A 20,962-nucleotide genomic window follows, 5' to 3' on the forward strand; every position below is an offset into this window, starting at 1 on the left:
CTGATTGGAGAAATCTGACACATGCACCAGATCAATGAAATGACCATTGCACTTGTTACGTTGGTATTTCGTGTACCCGGTACACATTTTTGCAACCAATTATGTGGGGGGTTTACACATTTTCCTAACGTAATCGATGAAGAGCTGTGGCTTTTGAAATGACTTGGGCCATCGAATCATCTGATTCTGCGACGATGATGCAATTTCTGGTGTCAGTCTTTTCTGTCCACTATAAATGTGATTTTAACATTTGACCTGTATTCCACAATTTTGTTATCCGCTACTTTAGCGGTGCATTCCTTTAAGTAGACCCCTTTGATGTTATGGATAGTCTTTGAGGCTTCCTTTACGGCATTGTGAGCCGCATCTTCCCAGCTTATGGGCGAACTGCCAATGATCTCTATGACTTTTGCCACCGTGGGTACGAGTGTTTTGGACATATATCACCAGCCCTCCGTATATTGTGCAAGTATTATATAAATATCGGATTCGGATGAGCTGTTGCTGATCATTCGAATCTTTATCAGAGATTTCAGACACCGGCTGCCTCGTCTACCCAGACTCCCTATCCAATCAGTTATCAGATCAGAGGAGAGATGAAGGACCAGGAGTATTCCCGTTGATCCACCCCCCAGACAACATCATCCTCATCGGCATGCCGGGTGCCGGGAAGAGCACCGTCGGCGTCATCCTTGCAAAGACACTCGGGATGCAGTTCATCGATACCGATATCCTGATTCAGCAGCAGAGTGGGCGGATGCTCCAGGAGATCCTTGACCATGACGGCCCTGATGCGTTCCGGCGGATGGAAGAAGAGACTATCCTCTCACTTCATCCCAGTAATTCCGTGATCGCAACCGGTGGGAGCGTCGTCCGGAGCAGGGCGGCGATGGAGCACCTGCGATCTCTTGGCGTTGTTCTGTACCTGGAGATCTCCTTTGAGGAGATGGAGAGGAGGATTAAGAACATCACGACACGGGGCATCGTCCTCCTGCCGGGCCAGAGCCTCCGTGCGATGTATCTCCAGCGGGTGCCGCTCTACGAGGAGTATGCTGATGACATAATTCCCTGTTCCGGGGAGGATCTGGAGTCTGTTGTTTCTCAGATACTGATCCGGTATACGCACCCCGGATAGACCCAGCCGCTCGCGTGCCCCCCCCCCTCCTGCCGGCTCTACTCCTCCGGGACGCTCTCATAGATGAGTGCCGAGTACCGTGCGGCAAAGACGGCCAGGACCGGGGTTGCGATGATGACAAGGATCCACCCGATCTGCGGGATCTGCATCAGCAGGTACTCAGTGCCCCCGATGATCAGGAGGAGGATCCCGATTGAGAGGAGATAGGAGATCCATCCGATCCTCGTGATATGGCGAAAGATCGCCAGAAACCTGAAGGCATCCAGCATCTTCCCTGTGTGTGCAAAGCGGGCAAGCCCTATCGGGAGGCTGAAAGCGATGAGAATGGTATAGAGGAAGATGAAGAGACCTGCAAGCACCCCGATGAAGATGATCGCCTCGTCCGGGAGACCAAAGATCCCTGATCCGACAGCCTCGACAGGATCGCCCTCCCCAAAGATGATGGCAGCGATAATCGGGCCGAGGACGAGGGCAATTGGCGTTGCATAGAGTATCTGGATGATGAATGCCCGGATGCCGTCATAGAAGAGCCTTCCCAATGTCTTTGTACCAGTTGCGAACGCAAAGGGATTGTCAGATTGGGATGAGATCTTCCCCCGGTATATCTCGACGATATATCCGAGGAAGAGCGGGAAGATGAAGTATAATAAGATGATGAAGAGAGGCAATCTCGTCTTCTTTTCAAGGAATAGCTCTTGTGTATAGACACCGGCACCGGTGATCAGACTGATGATCTGCACTCTCGTCCCTCTCCCCTTTCTATATAGAAAACCTTTTTATATTAAACAACCTGCATCTGGCTATGCGTCTGATATCAGTATTCTCTACCGGGATCGTCCTTCTGCTCCTGGTGTTTGCAGCCGGGTGTGCCGGCGATCCGGCCACGCCGCCGGCTCCGGTTAATGATGCTCCCGTCACCGAAGAGTGGGTCCCTGACGGAATCATCGGACCCGGTGAGTATCAGTATTCGATGAGCCTCTCCGACAGTATGGAGATCCACTGGTCGACAACAGACGAGACGATCCGGATGGCCATCTCCGGGAGGGCAGACGGCTGGGTTGGTATCGGCCTTGGAGCCCCCCGGATGATGGCGGGTGTCGATTATATCGCCGGGTATGTCGATTCCGAGACGGTCGTCGTCCATGATCTCTACAGCCAGAGTCCACGGTGCCCGATCCAGATGGATACGGAGATCGGCGGGAGCAACGACATCCTCAGGTATGGAGGCCGCCAGGTGGACGGCGTCACCACCATCGAGTTTGAACGGCTCTTTGTGACTGGTGACGAGTTTGATTATCCGATCCGGCAGGGTGAGGAGGTTGCCATCATCTGGGCACTCTCGGACAGCAATTCGATGACCACTCCGCACCGTGAACGCGGCTCATCCGCGGTTGTGTTATGGAGGTAAATAGATGACGATCGCTACAGTTGCCTATATGCCGGTCCTTGGCCTCCCCTTCGTTGTGGTCCTTGGTATCGTCCTCTTCATCTTCCTCTCTATCACTGCATCCATCGCAGTGCTGAAGAGGAGGGGGGCACTTGAGAATGTTCCATTTACCTGGCATTTCTGGTTTGCACGAATCTCTCTTCTTCTTGCACTCGTGCACGGGATCCTCGGTATCTCGGTGTATATCGGGTTGTAGGAGAGGTGATCCAGCCTGAACAGGTGGGGTGCCGGAAAGCACCCCCCTGGCTGAACAGCATCAGGAAGAGATGCCCTCTTCCCTCGCTGATCTCAGACGGGATCTCCTGCAATTGCAGGTCGTCTTCCCTTGAGTGATCCCCTTGGCATCCATCTTCTTTATCACCGGCTCCTCCCTATTCCTTCTCAAGGAAGCGTGTGAGGGATGACTACCGAAAGAACTCCGGAGGAGCAGCAATGTACCGGTATTCGGTTCTCCCTTCGGGAGTTTGCCGGGTCGGTCGGTGACTTCGGGACGATCTTTCCGATCATCCTCGGGGTGGGGATTGCAGCCGGGGTCAATGTCAGCTATGCATTCCTTGGGGTGGGCCTCTGGTTCATCATCGCCGGACTCTATTACCGGCTCCCCATCCCGATCGAGCCGATGAAGGCGATCGGTGCCATCGCCATCGCCGAAGGGCTGACGGCGGGGGAGATCGCCGCCTCCGGGATCATTATCGGGATCTTCCTCCTCCTCCTCGGGTATGGAAAGGGGATGGAACGCCTCCAGAGGGTGATCCCGGTGAGTGTTATCCGGGGGATTCAGGTCGGCCTTGCACTCATTCTTCTCAGGACATCGTCTGGCTATATCATGATCGACCCGGTCTTTGCGGGGTTTGCCATCCTGATCATCGGTATCTTCTTCATCGCCTCGTATCTGAAGCAGATTCCGGATCTCTCTTCCCTTATTGTTATCGGAACCGGGCTCGGCGTGGGGATCTATATGACCGGGATGCCCCCGTTTCGGATGATCGAGGTCCCTCATCTTATCATCCCGGCATCCGGCGACTGGCTCTTCTCGACGATTCATCTGGTGATCCCGCAGATCCCCCTGACGCTTGGGAACTCGATCCTCGCCACCTCGCTCCTTACGCTCGATCTCTTCAGGCATGAGGTGAGGCCGGATCGGCTGGCAAAGACAGTCGGATTGATGAACCTGACGACGGTTCCATTCGGCGGGTTTCCGATGTGCCATGGTGCAGGAGGGCTTGCGGCACAGTACCGGTTCGGTGCCCGGACCGGCGGTGCAAACATTATCGCCGGACTCATCATCATCGGTTTTGCCATCGCCTTTGCACCCCCCGAGGTGCTGACCCTTATCCCCTATGGCATCTTCGGCGGTCTCCTCATCTTCGTTGCCCTTGAGATCGGAAAGCATGGCATGAAGACCGACTCCTATCCGGTGACGATCATCATGGCCGTCGTTGCTCTCATCGGCGGCATCACGCCTGCATTTGTGATCGGGATGATCCTGGCATATATCATGGGGAGCAGGTAAGAGATTTCGCGGGTGGATCATCGCGTCGCTCTGGTTTCGCCGGGTTACCGGGGGTTCATCGAGATCCACGGCTGACAGAGGAAACCGGGATTTTTTTATACATGTAGATCGTTTCCTTCATATACAGAGAGGTTCTTATGGCGCAATCCGCTGTTCCCCGGAAGATGAGCAGGGATGAGCTGACGCTTGTCATTGTGATCGCCCTTGGCTCGTTTATGGCCGGCCTTGATGCGACGATTGTCAATATCGCACTCCCTTCGATTGCACAATACTTCGCTATCTCCACCGTGATGGTCTCCTGGGTACTGACGGCGTACCTTATCATCCTCGTCAGTCTCCTCCTCGCGGCATCCCGCCTTGGCGATATGAAGGGGTACCGGACCGTCTTTCTTGGGGGATTTCTTCTCTTCACGGCCGGATCGGTGCTCTGTGGCCTCTCCCCATCCATCGAATTTCTTATCCTCTCCCGAATGGTTCAGGCCACCGGTGCAGCAGGGATCTCGGCAGTCGGGGCGGCGATGGTCACCACCATCCTCGCCCCCTCCCTCCGGGGCCAGGCTCTTGGTATCGTCGCCATGTTTGCGATGCTCGGTGCCGCCCTGGGCCCGGTGGCCGGGGGATTCCTCACAAGTCTCCTCTCATGGCAGTACATCTTCTTTGTCAACCTGCCGGTCGGGATGGCTGCCATCCTCCTCGGGATGAGGCTCATCCCGCATATCCCGCCCGCTGCCCCGGATTCGAGGATCGATCTTCCCGGTGTTCTGCTGATCTTTGTGGCGCTGGGTTCCCTGATCATCGGCCTGACCTCAATCCAGGGGCATGCACCGATAACTGGTGCTATCGCCCTTCTTCTGTCAGGGATCGTCTGGATCCTCTTCATCGTGCAGGAGCGGCGTTCCCCCACACCACTGATCAATCCAGGGCTCTTCTCGAACCGGAACTACTCGTTCCAGAGCGTGGTTATCATGCTGGTCCAGATGACCATTGCCGGTGTGATGGTCATAATGCCGTTTTACCTGGAGATCGTCCGGATGATTCCAACCGACCACGCCGGGTCGATCCTCCTCGCCCTCCCTGTCGGGATGATCCTGACCGCACCACTTGCGGGGAAGATATCGGATGCCATCGGGACGAAGACGCCGATCCTCACGGGTTTGATCATCGCTGCTGCCGCCCTCTTTCTCCTCTCGACCCTCTCCGCCGGGACCGGCATCGGGCATATCGTCATCTACCTATTCCTCTTCGGGGCCGGGACGGGGATTGCATTCTCCCCTCTGAGCAGTGCTGTGATGGGGGAGTGTACGGCAGAGGATCGCGGGACAACGAGCGGACTGGTCAGGGTGATGACCAATCTTGGCTCGTCTCTCGGGGTGGCGATGGTGATGCTCGTTGGCACGATCGCTGCGGGCCCGAAGCTTGCCCTGTACAGCGCTCATCTCATCGATGGTGCAGAGATGGTATCGGCGTTTCGTGCGGCATTCCTCTTCTGTATGGCCCTTGCAATCCTCGGGCTTCTCCTGATGCTTGCGGTAAGGGGGAGGGAGCCTGCCGGGGATTTGGAATATAGTGAAGGGATCTGGTGACGGGGGATCAGGATGATCGTTCTCTGAGGCAAGGAGATAAGAGAGGGGAGATCAACTCTGATACGAGGAACCGGATGGTGACGAGATGGGCGAGGCACTCCTGATCCGGGAAGTTGAAGAGGCTGAGATTCCATTGGTAAAGCAGTTGTTTCGGGAGAATCTCTGGCTTTTAGATCGCCTCTTTTTCACCAGCACCTTCACCTCCATCATGAAAGAGAGGGAGGGTGGCGGGGGGACCTCCTTTCTAGCCATGATGGATGGCCAGGTGGCCGGGACTGTCTCTGTCAGGGTGGTTCGGATACAGGGGGAGCAGCACGGCCTGATCGACTCCCTGGTGACGGCAAAGGGGGTGCAGGGGCGGGGTATCGCCAGGAAGCTGCTGGATGCGGCCATCTCCTGGCTGGAAGAAGGAGGGTGCCGGCATATCTATGCGATGGTGGATCGGTATAATTCCAGATCCTGGAATATGTTTGTTCATCACGGGTTCTCGCCCTTTGACATTCCTGCCCAGCTGAGGCGGTTTGGAACCGGTTTCCTCAGGGTCTGGACAACGGACAGCCACTTCCTCGGTATCGGGATGTACTTTCTCAGGAAGGAGCAGCCGGGGGAGGGTATCGGGGAGAGTAGTTCGCTGTATAACCATTCCGTCGGTTTTGCCGGATTTCTCATTCCCTGGCTTCTCTTTGCCCTCTGGGGTGGTTTTGCCGTGGCTGTATTCCCCTACCTGGCTCTGCTGGCACTCATCAGTTTTATCGGGCATGAGTACAGCCATGCACTCATCGCCCGGTTCTTCGGGCTGAAGACGTACTTCCGGGAGAATATGCCGGGCAGCATCTTTTACCTCGGGATCTCCCTGCTCAGGGGCATCTATCCCTTCTCTGGCTCCACCTATATCCGTCAGACGGACTGGTCATATGCAAGCCCGGAGAATGCACGTGTCAACGGGCTGATCTACTTCATTGGCCCCGTTGCCAGCAGTATGCTTGCTGTTGTCTTCCATCATCTGGCCGGGATCACCGAGGGGTACTGGCAGGCTGCCTTCTCGTTTGGTGTATTGTTCAATGTGGCCATCGCCGTTGTGAATCTGCTGCCACTGCGTGTGGCCGGCGGGTTCCCCTTCGATGGGACAAAAATCTACGGCTGGAATACGGGGGCCTGGGCGCTGGCGGTCGCTATTGTGGGGGTGTCGGTCTATTTGGTCTATTTTGTCTGAGGGGGGGGACAGCCTGTTCGTCTCCGGTTGCCTCGAAGAATGAGGCCACGTGCCGGAGGGGATGAGGAGGAGGTGGCCGGGGCTGACCGGGTAGAGGTCGAACCGGGCGAACGTATGATCCCATTTGAGCATGTGTACAATCTCTGGGAGAATGGCCGGCATCCGTTAGTATTATACGGTTTCTATACAATTCTTATCCACGAGGAAGATGTATGTCTGACATAACTATCACCATCCCCCGGGAGATTGTTTCTGCACTTCGCCTTCCCCCGGATGGAGTAGAGTCTGCCCTCCACCAGGAACTTGCCCTTGCTCTCTATATGAGAGGGATACTCTCCTCAGGAAAGGCTGCTTCACTTGCTGGTCTGAAACGCTGGCAATGGGAAGAACTTCTCGGGGTACGCAAGATTCCACGTCATTATACAGAAGAAGATCTCCACGTGGATATCGCTTATGGTTCGAGCGATGAGTAATTCACCAACACATAATACTGCTTTTGAACGTGTCAGCCGTCTTAACCCGTCGCGGACGGGTGTCATCCAGATCTTCAGTAACTTTTTTTACAGTATAAAAGAATGAATAGTGAACGGCTCTGGAAGAAGTACTCTGTATCTATTGGGAAATGCGATTATCATGATCCTGGAATATATTGAAAAAGCCCTGTCACATGCACGATATGAAATAATCGAGGATGATGAACCCTATTACGGGGAAGTACCAGAACTGGCTGGAGTGTATGCGACAGGAAAGACCCTTGAAGAGTGCCGGGAAAACCTCAAGGAAGTAATAGATGGATGGATCATTGTCCGTCTCCGTCGTGGCCTCTTGATTCCACCGATTGATAATTGTACTATCGAAGAACTGACCCGGTTGGATCAGAGTGTCAGGGCATAAAATACACCCGGTCTCATGGGCAGAACTCGTTAGGACGCTCAGAAAAATGGACTTTGATGGTCCGTTCCAGGGCGGAAACATCCATACATGATTCGTGGTGATCTGGTTCTTACTCTTCCAAACCCCGACCGGAAAGAAATTGGAGTGGATCTTCTTCAAAGAATTCTCCGCCAGGCTGGTATATCACGGGAAGAATGGCTTGAGAAATGGTGAAGCTCTTCTTTTATTTCAACAATGAATCCCACTCAAGTACCCCTGCTTCCCCGGGATCACCCCTCTCACCCCGCCTTTTGGCTCCTCCATATCCCCTTGATACCGTGGGATCACATGCAGATGGAGATGCATCACGCTCTGGCCGGCCGCCGCCCCGATGTTCACGCCGATAGTGTAGCCGTCGGGGGCGTACCGCTCGTCGAGCAGCCGACGGGCATCATGGACGAGGGAGAGGAGGGCGGCCTGTTCGGCCTCGGTCGCCTCGAAGAATGAGGCCACGTGCCGGAAGGGGATGAGGAGGAGGTGGCCGGGGCTGACCGGGTAGAGGTCGAACCAGGTGAAAGCCGGGAAAAGCTTGCGAGGAGTATTCACGAGGAGAGGTGTCATTCAGATCTTCAGCAATGTAATAGTGCCATGATTCTGGAGTATAGGCTGGACAAGCCATGGTTGTGAAGAGATATGCAGGGTGCAGGATGAGCCTGTTGCCTGAACCCGGAAAACAAAATGATCTGAAGACGAGCATCATTTTATGCTAGATGAGGAGTATATCGCCGTATATGCCATCCTCAGACGCTGGTTCAGAGAACGTTATTCTGGATCTGGTTGCGGTTTGGGCTTGTGATAAGGCTCGGACAGGAGGGAAAGGTGCACATCTTGCCAGACTTATCCATGCCGGATTTCCCGTCCCGGAAGGTTTCTGCCTGACAACAACCCTCTACCGCAAGCTCACAGATGATCCAACGATAAGCCGGCTGATTGATGAGCTTGAGAGTATTTCTGCGGCAGAGAGCGACGCACTGCATGATCTGGCAGGCAGAATACGAGACGAGATCCGGGGCAAAGAGCTGCCTTTCGATGTTCTGAAAGCTATTGAGCGTCGTATTGATGCAAAGGCCTCCTATAGTGTCCGTTCAAGTGCGACGGCAGAAGACCTTCCAACCGCGTCATTTGCCGGCCAGCATGACACACTTCTTGACATAACCGGCATCGAAGCCATCACCCGTGCAATTCTTCAGTGTATGGCCAGCCTCTATACTGACAGGGCTGTCTCATATCGTGTAGCCAATAACATTCCCCACCGGGATGTCTCGATGGCTGTTGTGGTTCAGCAGATGATTGAAGCCGATATCTCCGGTGTACTTTTCACCGCCGATCCGGTGAGTGGAAGGCGAACGACTGCATCTATTGATGCCGCCTTCGGACCGGGTGAGGGGGTCGTCTCCGGAACAGTCACAGCAGAAAACATCCGTCTGGATCGGAGAACTGGTGAGGTTCTGGGAATTGAGGTGCATACAGGCAATAAAATAACGCAAGACGGAGGAGGACTGGATGTTCACATCCTGACAGAAAAACAGATACAAAAGCTGTATGCAGGTGGTGAGGCAATTGAACGGCTCTTTGGATCTCCACAGGATATCGAGTGGTCATTTGAAGGTGAATATCTCTGGATACTGCAATCGCGTCCTATTACGACACTTTTTCCGATTCCAGAACCGCGACCGGATGGTGATGGCCTCCATGTCTACTATAGCTGGAATCACCGGCAGGGGATGACCGAGGCGATGCCCCCGCTCGTCGTCGACTACTGGATCCAGACGATGGATGCATTGTTTCACCGGATCGGGTTTGCCCCTGCAACCGGCTCCCTCGGGGCAACTGCCGGGGGCCTCGTATACTTCGATGTTACTCCGTTTCTTACCTCAAAGAGGCTCTTCCCTTATCTCAGGGAAGGGCTCAGTGAGTTTGACCAGCAGTCTGTGTACCTGCTTGATGACATCGTTTTCCGGCGGCGTGATGAGATGGCAGAGGTTTCCCTGCTCCGTGGGCTATCACCTGGCAGGTCTCTCATCGCCGGGCTGCGCCTTGGGTATACCATCTGCCTGACACTTTTATCCATTCTCCACGGGCTGGTCACGAAAACCTATGAACAGGTGCCTGCAAGAAGCCGGAGATGGGCGGATCAGTCGGTGGGGGAGATGATTCTGGCCATCCGCTCGGCAGAAACTGGGGAAGACCGCATACGGATGGCCCTCGAGAAGAATAAGGAATTTGTCTGGACTGCCATGAAACAGGCATTGCTCCTCTGGAACATCTTCGTCTACCGGGCTCTCCTCAGGAGGGTTTCCAATCCATCGGATGATGAATTTGAGGCGCTTGAACGGGGGTTGTCAGAGAACGTCACGACAACCATGATGCTTGAACTCGGGGATATCACGGATCGTGCCCGTGATTCTTCTCCTGTGCGTGATGCTATCATACATGGAGGTGATCTTGAGGAGATTCGCCGTGTGGATGATGGAGATCTGTTTGTATCTGCATTTACGACCTATCTTCAGCGGTATGGATTCCGGGCGCCATCTGAGATTGAGTTTAGCCGTCCCCGCTATGATGAGGCTCCATCAATGCTCCTCCAATCGGTCAGAGCGTCCTTGCGAAGGGAAGTTCGAGGCGGCCATCGAAGACAGATCAGGGAGCTGGAAGCACGGGCAGAGGATGTGATCGCGGACCTTGAGAAGGCAGCACGGCGAGGGTTTTTCGGATTCCTGAAACCCCGCCTGGTCAGGGCCTTTGCCTTGCGATACAGGAAATATCTCTCGATCCGGGAAATCACCAAATACGCTCTCTCCCAGCTTATCGCCGAGACGAGACATCAGGTGCTGGCTGCAGGAGAGCTCCTGAAGAGAGAAGGCGGGCTCAGAGAGGCAGAGGATGTATGGATGTATACGATGGACGAACTTCAGTCTGCACTGAGGGACCCCAAAAAACCTCTTGATATCGATCTCAACCAGCGAAGAGCAGACTTTCACCGCCACCAGACGCTTCGTGCTCCGGCGGTTATCACAAGTGATGGTGAAGTACCCCGTGGAGCCATGCCTGAGGGTGCCGGTGATGGTGGGCTCACCGGAATTGCAACCTCGGGAGGTGTGGCAGAAGGGGTTGTCCGTGTCATCCTGTACCCCGGCGATGCTGCACTCCGCCAGGGTGAGATCCTTGTTGCACCTCATACGGATCCCGGGTGGACACCGCTCTTCCTCAATGCTGCCGGACTGATCACCAATGTCGGTGGTGTTATGACGCACGGCTCACTCGTTGCCAGGGAATATGGCATTCCGTCAGTTGTTCTGGCAGGAGCCACCGACACACTCAGGACCGGTCAGCGGATCCGCCTTGATGGAAACCACGGCATCATCGAACTGCTGGAGAATGATTGAGCCCGGACTCTTCGACTCATAGGGCATAATCTCTTCACATAACACTCTTTTCATCGAACGGATACTGCACAACCTAATAAAGATCGATAGAGTACCATTCCCCAATGGTATTCCATAAAAGACCGGGCAAAAAAGTGGCTTGCCAAACAAGCGCAAGATGATAAAGAAGTCCCTTGAGATCAGGTATATCCAGGGGAAACCCTACGCCTATTACTCGACCAGTACTACAACAGGGAAACCCGGCCGATCAGAATTCTAAAGAAGAGTCAAAATGACGACATATGTCAGAGACTCAATAGAAATCCAAAACCATATTTCGTAGCGTCTTCTCTCTTGTCAGTCTCATTTCCCGCTTGTAATTTGGGATAGAAATTTTCTTCCTTTCGCTGTTAAACGGTATTTCTGATTTTTACTATTGGGCTTATCAGGTATGGTCATCTCGATATATTCAAGATTCAGCAGGTATCTGACTTGTTTTTTAAGCTCTCCTGAAACACTCTTATGCCCTACTCTCTCTACAAGTTCAGACATGCCCATATCGCGTATACTGAGATGAATTATTACTTTATGGGAAAGTGGCGACTCTCTCTTTGTTTCCTGCATCAACTCGGGCTCCAACTCCGGCTGTAACTCCGGCCGCAACTCAGGCTGTGCATCTCTTTCACGCACAAGTCTGTATATGTTTTCTATAGGAAGAACTTCTTTCAGGAACACGGTGACCCTCACCCGCATTCCCACTTCTATGATCTCGGGCTCAGGCAGCCCAAGATCCTCTGCCTCCCGTAAAATCCGGCGAAACCCGCTGCCCCACTGCTCGATGAGATCCAGCTCCTTGAAGACCCTGGCGATAACCCGGTTTCGTATCTTTGACACTCCCTGTTTTACGTCCTCGATTGTCATTCCCGGGAGGAGAATGCCTGGATTTTCGATCTCAATTCTGTCATCAAAGAATGACACCCTGATCGGTGCTCCCTTCTGGGAGTAATCGGCATGGACGATAGCGTTGATAATTGCCTCACGGAGGATGGTGAGAGGGATGCTCCAGACATCGCGACGCCGGATCTCCGAGATATCTGCACCTCTGAATGCATGTTTTTTAAGAAAGAGCATCACACTCCCGGCCGCATCCGGAAGATGTTCGTGTATCTCGATATGGTCGAAGATGTATGCCTTGTCAATCCCGATGAACCTCCCGCACTGAATCCAGGCATCGGGGAAGTAATACTCTCTTTTCTTCCCAAACAAGAGCATGCCGCCGATTGTCGGGGCAAGCTTCCCCTGCACCGGAACCAGAAGCTTCAGCGTGAGGATCTCTTCTTCGTTTACCTCCTTACGACCCCTGAATTGTCTTCTGGCAGCCTCAATATCAAGATCATCTGAAGAGAGATCGGGCATTGGCATCTCATCAAAGGAGATACCGGAGACACTCCGCTGAAGCTCAGTGATCAGATCCTGATCCGCTTTACGGTTGGTTGAGCCGAGCCTGACATACACACCATCAAAAGGACCTTCCCTCTTCACGAAATGTGGCCGCTGATGGGACCGGTGGGGGGGGAGGGAGATGATACTTTCTTTACGATGGAATACAGACCATACCTTGTTGAAGGCAATGTACAGAGAAAAGGAAATCATATTCATTGTCGAGGAATCCCCGGAGGGAGGGTATGAGGCTTACTCGCTTGGCCACTCTATCTTTACTCAGGCCGACAGTTACGAAGAATTGAAGGCAATGGTGCATGATGCCGTATCCTGCCATTTTGAGGAGGATGAACGACCCCGTATTATCAGGCTCCATCAGGTTAAGGATGAGCTAATTGTCGTATGAAAACCCCTCGGAATGTCAGTGGCACTGAATTAATACAGCTGCTTTCTGCAAAAGGGTACAGGCTTGTTCACCAGACGGGGAGCCATGCAAGACTCAAAACGACAGCGAATGAAAGGTCTCACACAATTACCGTTCCACTTCATGATCCGATTCGTATTGGGACGTTTCGAAAAATACTCAAAGACGTCGCTGATCATTTGCAGATTCCAATCAGCAACCTTGTAGATGAACTGTTTTATCCTTGAAGATGTGCATACCAGGGGATCACATGCAGGTGCAGATGCATCACGCTCTGGCCGCCCCGATGTTCACGCCGATAGTATAGCCGTCGGGGGCATACCGCTCATCCAGCAGCCGACGGGCATGATGGACGAGGGAGAGGAGGGCGGCCTGCTCAGCCCCGGTCGCCTCGAAGAACGGGGCCACGTGCCGGAAGGGGATGATGGCGGAGTGGCCGGGGCTACAGAAGGAGCAGGTGGGGAGTGATAGGCGTAACTGTTGGAGAAATGATGATCTGTGGATTGTGGATACATGGGGAGTATCTGAACAATCGATATGGGATCTTCTCTTGTTCCGGATAAGCGGATGGCATTTACCTGATAATGCGAAGGAGATCTCCAATCACAATTTGTGCAGTCTCACGATTCATATGCCCGTACATCTGGAGAGCATCCCGGTCATCAGGGATTATTGAGATGACGTCCAAAAGAAATGGATACAACTGCATCATCTCACCCAGAAACATGATATCGAGTTCCATCCCCCCATTATGGGGGTCAAGCAAGGAGAGGATATCCGCCCTGTCTTTTCGGAGTTTGCCTTTTTCCCAATCCTCGTTGTCTGAGGTGTTTTGCTGAATACGGTATGCACGATCCCATGCAGCTTTTACTTTCAAGAGGAGCAAGAGAGAACGGTCAGGGATGGTGACTAATGATCCCGGTGTTATCTCTTTCTGAATTGTCCTGCCATTGAGGAGTGTCATCGGGCATTTCTCAACCCGACCCTCGAAACAATTCTTTTCATCCCGTGAAATAAAATCGATGATGATATTGCCTTTATGTGGAGTTACCTTTACAATACAATTGCGAAACGGAGGATTACGCCTCCTGATGAACCCCTGAGTCTCCAGAAGATGACGCATGAGGTGCTGTTTTCTTCTCGAATTTGTAACCAGGTCGATATCTATCGACCCATACCACGGGTTATAACAGTAGACTGCCCATCCTCCAATCAGAACTGTGACTGGTTGCTCCGGACTTTCCCGGTCATTGACCCAGCGATAGATCTCCGCAAGCTCCGCTAACGAGGCTTCGATCAGAGAAACGGGCACTTCATAAACGGGCATATTTCTCCACGAGTTGTACGGTCAGGTCACGGCCACTGTAGCCCATCCCTGCAAGATCAAGCAGGGTCTGTGCCGGCGATACCAGCCGGATATCTTCGATCATACGAGTATCGGAGAAGACGTCCCGATCCGGTTTGTATACCCTGACCGTAATTCCCTGCTTCTCTGTGGCTTCAAAAGAATCGAGGAACTGATCGAGGTGCTTCTCAGTGATATAGACATAAACCGAGTCATGGCGGAACCCATATTGTGTGTAGATCCCTCCTGCTGTAAAAGATGTGAACCCACATTCAATATCCTGGGAGTCGCACATACGGGTGATCATCCGGGCGGCTGATATGGCATCACTCTCCGGAAGAACCCTCTCGTCATAAAATAATTTCTCAAATGGGCGTTCCCATGCTATACCGTTGAGCAGCTTGGGAATATCATGGAGTTGAAAATACTTGTTTTCAGCGACGATTCCCTTTGCAATCAGACTCTTCACGGTTGCATGGGCCCACCCGTATGAGACATCTGCTTTCAGGGAGATCTGCCGGACGGAGGTTGCATTTCCGATGAGGAGTATCATTACGATCCTCCAGGCTTTTGGCGAACTGATCTTTTCGATACGGCGTACATCTGATGGAACACTTTTGCTGGTGATCTTTGACCGGTATGGTACTGTGATGATCCGGATATCGCAGGATTTGGCGATCCTCTCGATCTCCGATGGTATCAGCTTGCTTGCGATGACGAACTCTGGAGCTGTATTATTCAATTCCGTCGATCCTAAAAGCGTTTTCAAAACGAGCTGGCGTCCAATGGTATCGATGGTCAGCCGTGATGTGATCTCGATAATGTATTTTTTGGATATGTCTTCGATAATCAAATCGGCTCTGAATGGAAGACCCTCTAAAATCGGGACCTCCCATGCAAACGATGCGTTCTCACTGATTTTGAGTGTTCGTTTTATATGATCCAGTATTTGATTTTCATCTGAGGTTGCCATGGCGTCATTCTATCACTATAGTGCGATACCTATTTAAACATATCAGTGATAATCTGTCGTGTTCATACTATCGCATTTTAGTGATTATTATATCAAGATATCAGTGATAATAAGGTGGGTAAACATGATCTGGTGATTGTTGGAGACGCTCATGGTATCAAGGCTGCACTGAATACGGTGATGCAACCAAAATGGGGTATACCAGGCTGACGGCATGTCCATCACCCCTGGATCTCATTGGCCAAACCAGATTCCCCCAATCCCCAATATATGAATGACGGCTCTGTATCAGGTTGAACCCTCCCCTCAATACACCACCGGCCCCTCATCCCGTGATCCATAGGTTCTCCGCCGGGTGCGGTATCCCGCCATCCGCTCATTATCCGGGGTAAAGCGCCCGGTATGGCCGGTGAAGCATGCAATATGGATGACACAATCCTCATGAAGAAGTGCAGAACCGATGATATCCCCTCCTTCGAGACGGATATCGGTACCCAGCCCCACGGCAGCGAATGACTCCGTTTTGCACGCCGCGATCCGTTTGAGGAGATCCTGTGGACTCTCCGGCTCCCGGTCCTGTCCCGGATACGGGAGATGACTATATCACCGCAGATGCCAGAGATGATCCCTATGCCTTCTGATCGATCAACCATCCAGAAAAAATTCATCGAGCTCTTCGGACGCCATGATCTGAAGATACCCGGCGACCACCTCCGGGATGGAACCCCCGGCTCCCTCCCCTACGGCAGCGGCCGGCTCATGTTCACATTTGGCACCGACGACGGGGCATTCTTCATGGAGTACTATGCCCATCACCGGATCGGCGGGGATGCCCGGGGCAGGATCTATGAGGATGGGAGGCATGTCCAGCTGCCCGAGCTGAACACCATGGTCGTCTTCAACGACACGATCCCCGGCGACCGGGAGCGGCAGGAGCAGAAGAGCCGCGAAGAGTATGAGCGGATCGAGCGGGAGCTTGTGGAAGTTGGGATCTTCTCGGGTGGCCCGGTGCCGGGGGATATGGTGATCAATTCGTATCTGATGAGGAAGGGGAGCGACGCCAGACTCAGAACGGTACCAAATGAAATGCAAAGAGTATCATATCTGAGCTCAGGACGAGAGTGGTCTTACTCCGGCTTCTGATACAAGAAAAGAATTTCCAGAGGGTTCTGCCCCCCAGGAACGGTCTTCTGGCTGTTCAATCTCAATCCTGGTGGGGGAGATTTGGGTTGGCAGTATATAATCCGCTGACGACAATGTACTGGTTGTTATCGCTCCCCTCAGTCAGTTGGAAATAGGCTGATTTATGATAGATCCCATTCTTTTCAGGTTGGGTCCATTTATAATCGATCCAGCCTGAACCTTCTGCCAGGGCAATATTAGTGAACTGGTCGCGGAAAGGTGTACCTTCAATATCGGTCTTCCCTCTCATGCTCACCCCGATAAGGCGTGGGTTGTCAGCCTCGGCAACAATCGTTACATTGGTGTCATAGACAAAGACATAGAGTGCCCTGTTGTCTCTGTCCCGGAAGGGATGCTCACCGGCATTGACTCTCGTGAGGGTGGCTGGTGCGTCCTTCTCTATGGCATCAACTGTAAGGTTGACGAGTTCAATCACCTTCTCTCTTGTGATGGAGGGATCCGGATCATACGAAGCGCCAATGTAGCTGTAAAGGATCCTCTGGTATTCTGTTACTCCGGTCTGGTCGGGCTGATAACGGAGGGTTTCAAGGGATTCCTGGAATGCCTCGACGAGATGATCGGGTGTCTCCCTGTTGAAGGCAAAATAGAGATCATTGCTCTCAATTCTGTAGACAATACCGAAATGGTCTGGATCATCAGTTGTCTTTTCAATGAAGTACCTGCCGGCAAAATCTCCATAACAGAAGAGATCAATTTCCCCATCATGAAGGAGAGAGATGAGCTCTGGTGCATCCTCGGCGACAATGATGTTTGTCTCTGGAACCCCCATATCCTTAATCAGAACTGCTGAATAATCGCCCTCTACAACCCCGATTCGGTACTGCTTCAGGTCATCCGGTGTGGAGATCTCAAATCCCCGATCCAGCTCTCCAAAGATAACAAAGACCCCAGTTGCAAATGGTCCCGCCCATTTGAAGAGCTCTTCCCTCTCCGGGGTCCTGATTATACTGAAAAGGACGGTATTCTTCTCTGAGAGGACGGTATCATAGGCGGTATGCCATGGCAGTACCTTGATCTCATCTCTTGGTACCGGGGTTCCCATCTCTTCAAGTGCTGCAAGCAGGATATCTACAGAGATCCCTTTGACAATCCCGTCTTCGATATAGTTGAATGGGGGATGCTCTTCTGTTATGAACGTCATCTCCCCGATCCCTCTGAGGCCCGGATCGCCGGTCTCTTCAGAGGTTGTGCATCCTGCGGCAAGCATGAAAGCCAGTGCGAGGCAGAATGTGAATATAATAGTACTCTTTACCATAACAATACCAATAAAACTGGTTCTTCGGCATTATAAACCTCTGCTTCGGCAATAAGACCCGATTTCTCATAAAAAACAGTACACAGGCATATATATGTGTATACTTTTATCTGTACATTACACTATGGCCACCTTCCGTCGATAGCTCTTAAGCGCCCACCGAAGGCAGGTGTTTTGTCTCGTGGTGGGGCGGGTACTGGTACGCTTTGGTGATACGAAATAGTGGAGAAGCAAAGCCCATTCATACGATCCCGAAAATGGGGCGTGATCTCACCAGTTAATAATTAATCACAAACAACTTGTTTCTGGCATTTACTATGAATGGAGCAATTCTCACCCAGCTCAATGTTCTCCTGCAGCTCATCTGTGTCATCATCGTTGCCGCATATCTCCTGACACGGAGCAGGATATTCCCGGAGATCCTGGATGGAAATCCGACGATAAAAACCCGGATAATCCTTATCCTCCTCTTTGGCGGCCTCTCCATCTATGGATCAGTCAGCGGAATCGAGTTCCTCGGATCGGTTGTGAATGTCCGCGATCTTGGACCGATGGTCGCGGGCCTGCTTGCGGGTCCCTGGGTTGGGATGGGCGCAGGGCTGATCGGGGCCGCTTATCGTCTGAGTATGGGAGGTATCACCATCTATGCCTGCTCTATTTCAGCGGTCTTTGCCGGGCTCTTTGGTGGACTTATATGGATATACTATAAGAGGAAGTTTGCGGGCACAACGATTGCCGTCGCATTTGCCATTCTGATGGAGGTGTTCCATATGGCACTCACACTTCTGATGGTCAGACCATTTGATATGGCACTTGAAATTGTCAGCAGAGTATCTATTCCGATGATCCTTGCTAATGCCGCCGGGATGTTCGTCTTTGCTGTTATGGTTAAAAATATTCAGAACGAGCGAAAGATTCAGGCAGAACGTGATGAGCTTATGCTGGAGATGGAGCAGAAAGTGGCCGAACATTCCTGTGCCGATACGCTTGTGCAGAAATAATTATTTTCGTTTCATCCCTTTTTCACGATCGTCTGATAAAGATACCAGTGATGATCGGGGTCTATAGTATCCACATGATCAATCTGACCCCCGTCCTCCTATGATACGGGGAATCTCTCCTGATACTCCCTCTTCCACGGGATCACCCCCTGGACCCGCCCTTCGGCTCCCCGCGTATCCTCTCTCAATCCGGTCTTGGTCTCCCCAGATCCACCAGAATATAATACCTAATCTGCACCCAGCGAAGATCCAGTATTCGCATCCTCGATGACTTGGAGTATTGTATATTATTTGTTTGTGCTCTGGCTCGCAAAAGAGGGTCCCCATCCCGGGAAACCAGGTATGGCAGGCAAAACCTATCCCGGCATCTCTCTTTGGATCAACCACCCAATCCTCCTCAGACCCGACCCAAATGAACCGGATTTCTCCATACTAATGCAAAAAATACGGGGAAAGCAGAGGACATACCAATAGCCACCCCTTTCTCCATCCGCAAAGACTTCAGTACAGCACCGGTCCCTCTCCCCGCGAGCCATAGGATCTCCGCCGGGTGCGGTATCCCGCCATCCGCTCATTCTCCGGGGTAGAACGCCCGGTGTGGCCGGTGAAGCATGCCATATGGATGACGCTCTCCTTATGGAGAAGTGCAGAACCGATGATATCTCCCCCTTCGAGACGGATATCGGTACCCAGCCCCACGGCAGCGAATGACTCCGTTTTACATGCCGCGATCCGTTTGAGGAGATCCTGCGGACTCTCCGGCTTCCGGGGCGGTCGCGCTGGTGTTTTTTCTTCGCTCAATGCCTCCATGACGTAACTTCGGATCAGCTTCTCGTGGATGCGGGTGTAGGCATCCGGGCGGGAGAGGAACTCCATTCCTGCCGGCCGTTTGTCTAGGGAGATGATAATCCCCTGCTGTCCCTGCCGGATTGGGAAGGCATCAAGGTATTCCTTCATTGCCGGGGCCCTGGCCTCGAAGATATCCTTCATAGCCCCGGTCGGCGACGAGACATCTGCCCTCATTGATCGATGGGAGATCTCATCCCAGATCTCACGCTGGTCCGATGCCCTGCTCTCCTGATGCCGCATGGACTCCCCGACCGACGCCATCTTTTTTGCCCGGATTGAACAATCCATCATGATTCCGGAGTCCGAGAAGGATGAGCCTGAGTACGACCATCGACCCTGCTCGGTGCAGCTGACCGGGATGATCAGCTCCGCCATCCCGGGGACGAGGATGCTGGTGTTCAGCACACGGTTCTGCTTGGCCCCGGTAATCTCCTCGCCATCGATGAGCAGGACAGGGATCGTATCCTTGTTCACCACCATGAGCTCAGGCACTCTCCCCTCCTTGTTCACTTCGGTGATGAGGATCCGGCTCTGCTCAAGGGCCTGGCTCAGCGTGAGGTACTCAAAACCGCTATCCTGGGAGGAGAAGAGTGGGAAGACCTCCATTCTCTTATGATCAATGCCCTCTCCGATCCGCATTTGGTTGAAATAATTTTCAACTATTGTATGCATATTTTAACTATATTACTCTCGTCACCATAATACTATCTCTCTTCCTGAACTGCCCCCCGGAGATGTTTCTTGATCGAGAGAGGTGGTGGTACAGTTTCCTGGTGTTACCCCTACAAGAGAGATTGATATATCGCTGTGGTGAACAGAGATGATCCCCATGCCCTCTGACCGAGCAGCCATCCAGCGAGTCTTCATCGAGCTCTTTGAACCCCATGACCTGAAGATCCCAGACGAACACCTCCGGGATGGAACTCCCGGCTCCCTCCCCTATGGCAGCGGCCGGCTCATGTTCGCATTTGGCATGGATGACGGGGCATTCTTCATGGAATATTATGCCCATCACCGGATCGGTGGGGACTGTCGCGGCAGGATCTATGAGGATGGCAGGCATGTCCAGCTGCCTGAATTATGCACTATGATCTGCTACAACGCAGACATCCCCGGCGACTATGAGCGGCAGGAGAAGAAGAACCGGGAAGAGTATGCACGGATCATGAAGGAGCTGACCGATGTTGGCATCTTCTCAGGCGGGCCGGTGCCGGGATCGCTTCTGATCAACTCGCACCTGGTATTGGGGGAGGAGGAAGAGCAGGAAAAATAAAGAGGTGCCC

General features: G+C 52.7%; 23 protein-coding genes and 1 pseudogene. 15 read left to right on the plus strand and 9 right to left on the minus strand.

Annotated elements, in window-relative coordinates:
• Positions 1–212 precede the first annotated feature (212 nt).
• A complete protein-coding gene (locus tag J2T58_RS06640) occupies positions 213–440 on the minus strand; it encodes a dodecin family protein (protein WP_253488330.1) in 228 nt (75 codons plus the stop codon).
• 179 nt (positions 441–619) lie between these two features.
• On the opposite strand from J2T58_RS06640, the gene J2T58_RS06645 reads away from it, so the two are divergent.
• Positions 620–1,135, plus strand: coding sequence for a shikimate kinase (locus tag J2T58_RS06645; RefSeq protein ID WP_253488331.1), 516 nt, complete (start codon positions 620–622; stop codon positions 1,133–1,135).
• 38 nt (positions 1,136–1,173) lie between these two features.
• Here J2T58_RS06645 and J2T58_RS06650 read toward each other — a convergent pair whose 3' ends face one another.
• Positions 1,174–1,875 (minus strand): DUF4013 domain-containing protein, encoded by a 702-nt coding sequence (locus J2T58_RS06650; RefSeq protein ID WP_253488332.1) that lies wholly within the window; start codon positions 1,873–1,875, stop codon positions 1,174–1,176.
• Between the two features lie 62 nt (positions 1,876–1,937).
• On the opposite strand from J2T58_RS06650, the gene J2T58_RS06655 reads away from it, so the two are divergent.
• The 7 genes from J2T58_RS06655 (at position 1,938) to J2T58_RS06685 (ending at position 7,785) form a co-directional block, all read left to right on the plus strand.
• A complete protein-coding gene (locus tag J2T58_RS06655; protein WP_253488333.1) occupies positions 1,938–2,543 on the plus strand; it encodes a DOMON domain-containing protein in 606 nt (201 codons plus the stop codon).
• 4 nt (positions 2,544–2,547) lie between these two features.
• Entirely contained in the window at positions 2,548–2,778 is a 231-nt protein-coding gene (locus J2T58_RS06660) for a hypothetical protein (protein ID WP_253488334.1), read from the plus strand.
• A gap of 204 nt (positions 2,779–2,982) precedes the next feature.
• A complete protein-coding gene (locus tag J2T58_RS06665) occupies positions 2,983–4,095 on the plus strand; it encodes a putative sulfate/molybdate transporter (protein ID WP_253488335.1) in 1,113 nt (370 codons plus the stop codon).
• Positions 4,096–4,232: 137 nt separating this feature from the next.
• A complete protein-coding gene (locus J2T58_RS06670; RefSeq protein ID WP_253488336.1) occupies positions 4,233–5,678 on the plus strand; it encodes a DHA2 family efflux MFS transporter permease subunit in 1,446 nt (481 codons plus the stop codon).
• 85 nt (positions 5,679–5,763) lie between these two features.
• Positions 5,764–6,891, plus strand: a complete 1,128-nt coding sequence (locus tag J2T58_RS06675; protein WP_253488337.1) for a GNAT family N-acetyltransferase — start codon at positions 5,764–5,766, stop codon at positions 6,889–6,891.
• 212 nt (positions 6,892–7,103) lie between these two features.
• Positions 7,104–7,364, plus strand: coding sequence for a UPF0175 family protein (locus tag J2T58_RS06680; protein ID WP_253488338.1), 261 nt, complete (start codon positions 7,104–7,106; stop codon positions 7,362–7,364).
• A 160-nt stretch (positions 7,365–7,524) separates the two neighbouring features.
• Positions 7,525–7,785: a type II toxin-antitoxin system HicB family antitoxin gene (locus J2T58_RS06685; protein ID WP_253488339.1), complete on the plus strand. Its 261-nt coding sequence runs from the start codon at positions 7,525–7,527 to the stop codon at positions 7,783–7,785.
• A 228-nt stretch (positions 7,786–8,013) separates the two neighbouring features.
• On the opposite strand, the gene J2T58_RS06690 is transcribed toward J2T58_RS06685, so the two are convergent.
• Positions 8,014–8,385, minus strand: coding sequence for an HIT family protein (locus J2T58_RS06690; RefSeq protein ID WP_253488340.1), 372 nt, complete (start codon positions 8,383–8,385; stop codon positions 8,014–8,016).
• Positions 8,386–8,555: 170 nt separating this feature from the next.
• Between J2T58_RS06690 and J2T58_RS06695 the strand changes: the two genes are divergently transcribed.
• Positions 8,556–11,210 carry a PEP/pyruvate-binding domain-containing protein gene (locus J2T58_RS06695; protein WP_253488341.1) on the plus strand — a complete coding sequence of 885 codons (2,655 nt, stop codon included), beginning with the start codon at positions 8,556–8,558 and terminating at the stop codon, positions 11,208–11,210.
• A 342-nt stretch (positions 11,211–11,552) separates the two neighbouring features.
• On the opposite strand, the gene J2T58_RS06700 is transcribed toward J2T58_RS06695, so the two are convergent.
• Positions 11,553–12,731 (minus strand): ATP-binding protein, encoded by a 1,179-nt coding sequence (locus tag J2T58_RS06700; protein WP_253488342.1) that lies wholly within the window; start codon positions 12,729–12,731, stop codon positions 11,553–11,555.
• Positions 12,732–12,810: 79 nt separating this feature from the next.
• On the opposite strand from J2T58_RS06700, the gene J2T58_RS06705 reads away from it, so the two are divergent.
• From J2T58_RS06705 to J2T58_RS11305, 3 genes are read left to right on the plus strand one after another with little or no spacing between them, the layout of a single operon-like run.
• On the plus strand, positions 12,811–13,035 hold the full coding sequence (locus J2T58_RS06705; protein ID WP_253488343.1) for a hypothetical protein: 225 nt from the start codon (positions 12,811–12,813) through the stop codon (positions 13,033–13,035).
• A complete protein-coding gene (locus tag J2T58_RS11210; RefSeq protein WP_366518452.1) occupies positions 13,032–13,280 on the plus strand; it encodes a type II toxin-antitoxin system HicA family toxin in 249 nt (82 codons plus the stop codon). Before J2T58_RS06705 ends, J2T58_RS11210 begins: the two co-directional genes overlap by 4 nt.
• Positions 13,261–13,521, plus strand: coding sequence for a hypothetical protein (locus J2T58_RS11305; protein WP_253488344.1), 261 nt, complete (start codon positions 13,261–13,263; stop codon positions 13,519–13,521). Before J2T58_RS11210 ends, J2T58_RS11305 begins: the two co-directional genes overlap by 20 nt.
• 106 nt (positions 13,522–13,627) lie before the next feature.
• Here J2T58_RS11305 and J2T58_RS06715 read toward each other — a convergent pair whose 3' ends face one another.
• From J2T58_RS06715 to J2T58_RS06725, 3 genes and pseudogenes are all read right to left on the minus strand, one after another.
• The gene (locus tag J2T58_RS06715; RefSeq protein WP_253488345.1) at positions 13,628–14,176 is read right to left on the minus strand and encodes a hypothetical protein; all 549 of its coding nucleotides are present in this window, start codon (positions 14,174–14,176) and stop codon (positions 13,628–13,630) included.
• 190 nt (positions 14,177–14,366) lie between these two features.
• Positions 14,367–15,251, minus strand: a complete 885-nt coding sequence (locus J2T58_RS06720) for a hypothetical protein (RefSeq protein ID WP_253488346.1) — start codon at positions 15,249–15,251, stop codon at positions 14,367–14,369.
• A 426-nt stretch (positions 15,252–15,677) separates the two neighbouring features.
• Positions 15,678–15,929 (minus strand): annotated as a pseudogene (locus J2T58_RS06725) (ARPP-1 family domain-containing protein); the annotation flags it as partial.
• Positions 15,930–15,983: 54 nt separating this feature from the next.
• Between J2T58_RS06725 and J2T58_RS06730 the strand changes: the two are divergent.
• Positions 15,984–16,514, plus strand: a complete 531-nt coding sequence (locus J2T58_RS06730; RefSeq protein ID WP_253488348.1) for a hypothetical protein — start codon at positions 15,984–15,986, stop codon at positions 16,512–16,514.
• A gap of 61 nt (positions 16,515–16,575) precedes the next feature.
• Here the strand turns inward: J2T58_RS06730 and J2T58_RS06735 are convergent, their stop codons facing one another.
• Positions 16,576–17,781 carry a cache domain-containing protein gene (locus J2T58_RS06735; protein WP_253488349.1) on the minus strand — a complete coding sequence of 402 codons (1,206 nt, stop codon included), beginning with the start codon at positions 17,779–17,781 and terminating at the stop codon, positions 16,576–16,578.
• 365 nt (positions 17,782–18,146) lie between these two features.
• Here J2T58_RS06735 and J2T58_RS06740 point away from each other — a divergent pair, with 365 nt between their 5' ends.
• Entirely contained in the window at positions 18,147–18,830 is a 684-nt protein-coding gene (locus J2T58_RS06740; RefSeq protein ID WP_253488350.1) for a LytS/YhcK type 5TM receptor domain-containing protein, read from the plus strand.
• Between the two features lie 501 nt (positions 18,831–19,331).
• Here the strand turns inward: J2T58_RS06740 and J2T58_RS06745 are convergent.
• Complete coding sequence (locus J2T58_RS06745; protein ID WP_253488351.1) at positions 19,332–20,318, minus strand: ARPP-1 family domain-containing protein; 987 nt, start codon at positions 20,316–20,318, stop codon at positions 19,332–19,334.
• 190 nt (positions 20,319–20,508) lie between these two features.
• On the opposite strand from J2T58_RS06745, the gene J2T58_RS06750 reads away from it, so the two are divergent.
• Entirely contained in the window at positions 20,509–20,952 is a 444-nt protein-coding gene (locus J2T58_RS06750) for a hypothetical protein (protein WP_253488352.1), read from the plus strand.
• Positions 20,953–20,962: the final 10 nt, after the last annotated feature.

Origin of the sequence: Methanocalculus alkaliphilus (assembly GCF_024170505.1) — an archaeon.
Lineage (GTDB): Archaea > Halobacteriota > Methanomicrobia > Methanomicrobiales > Methanocorpusculaceae > Methanocalculus > Methanocalculus alkaliphilus.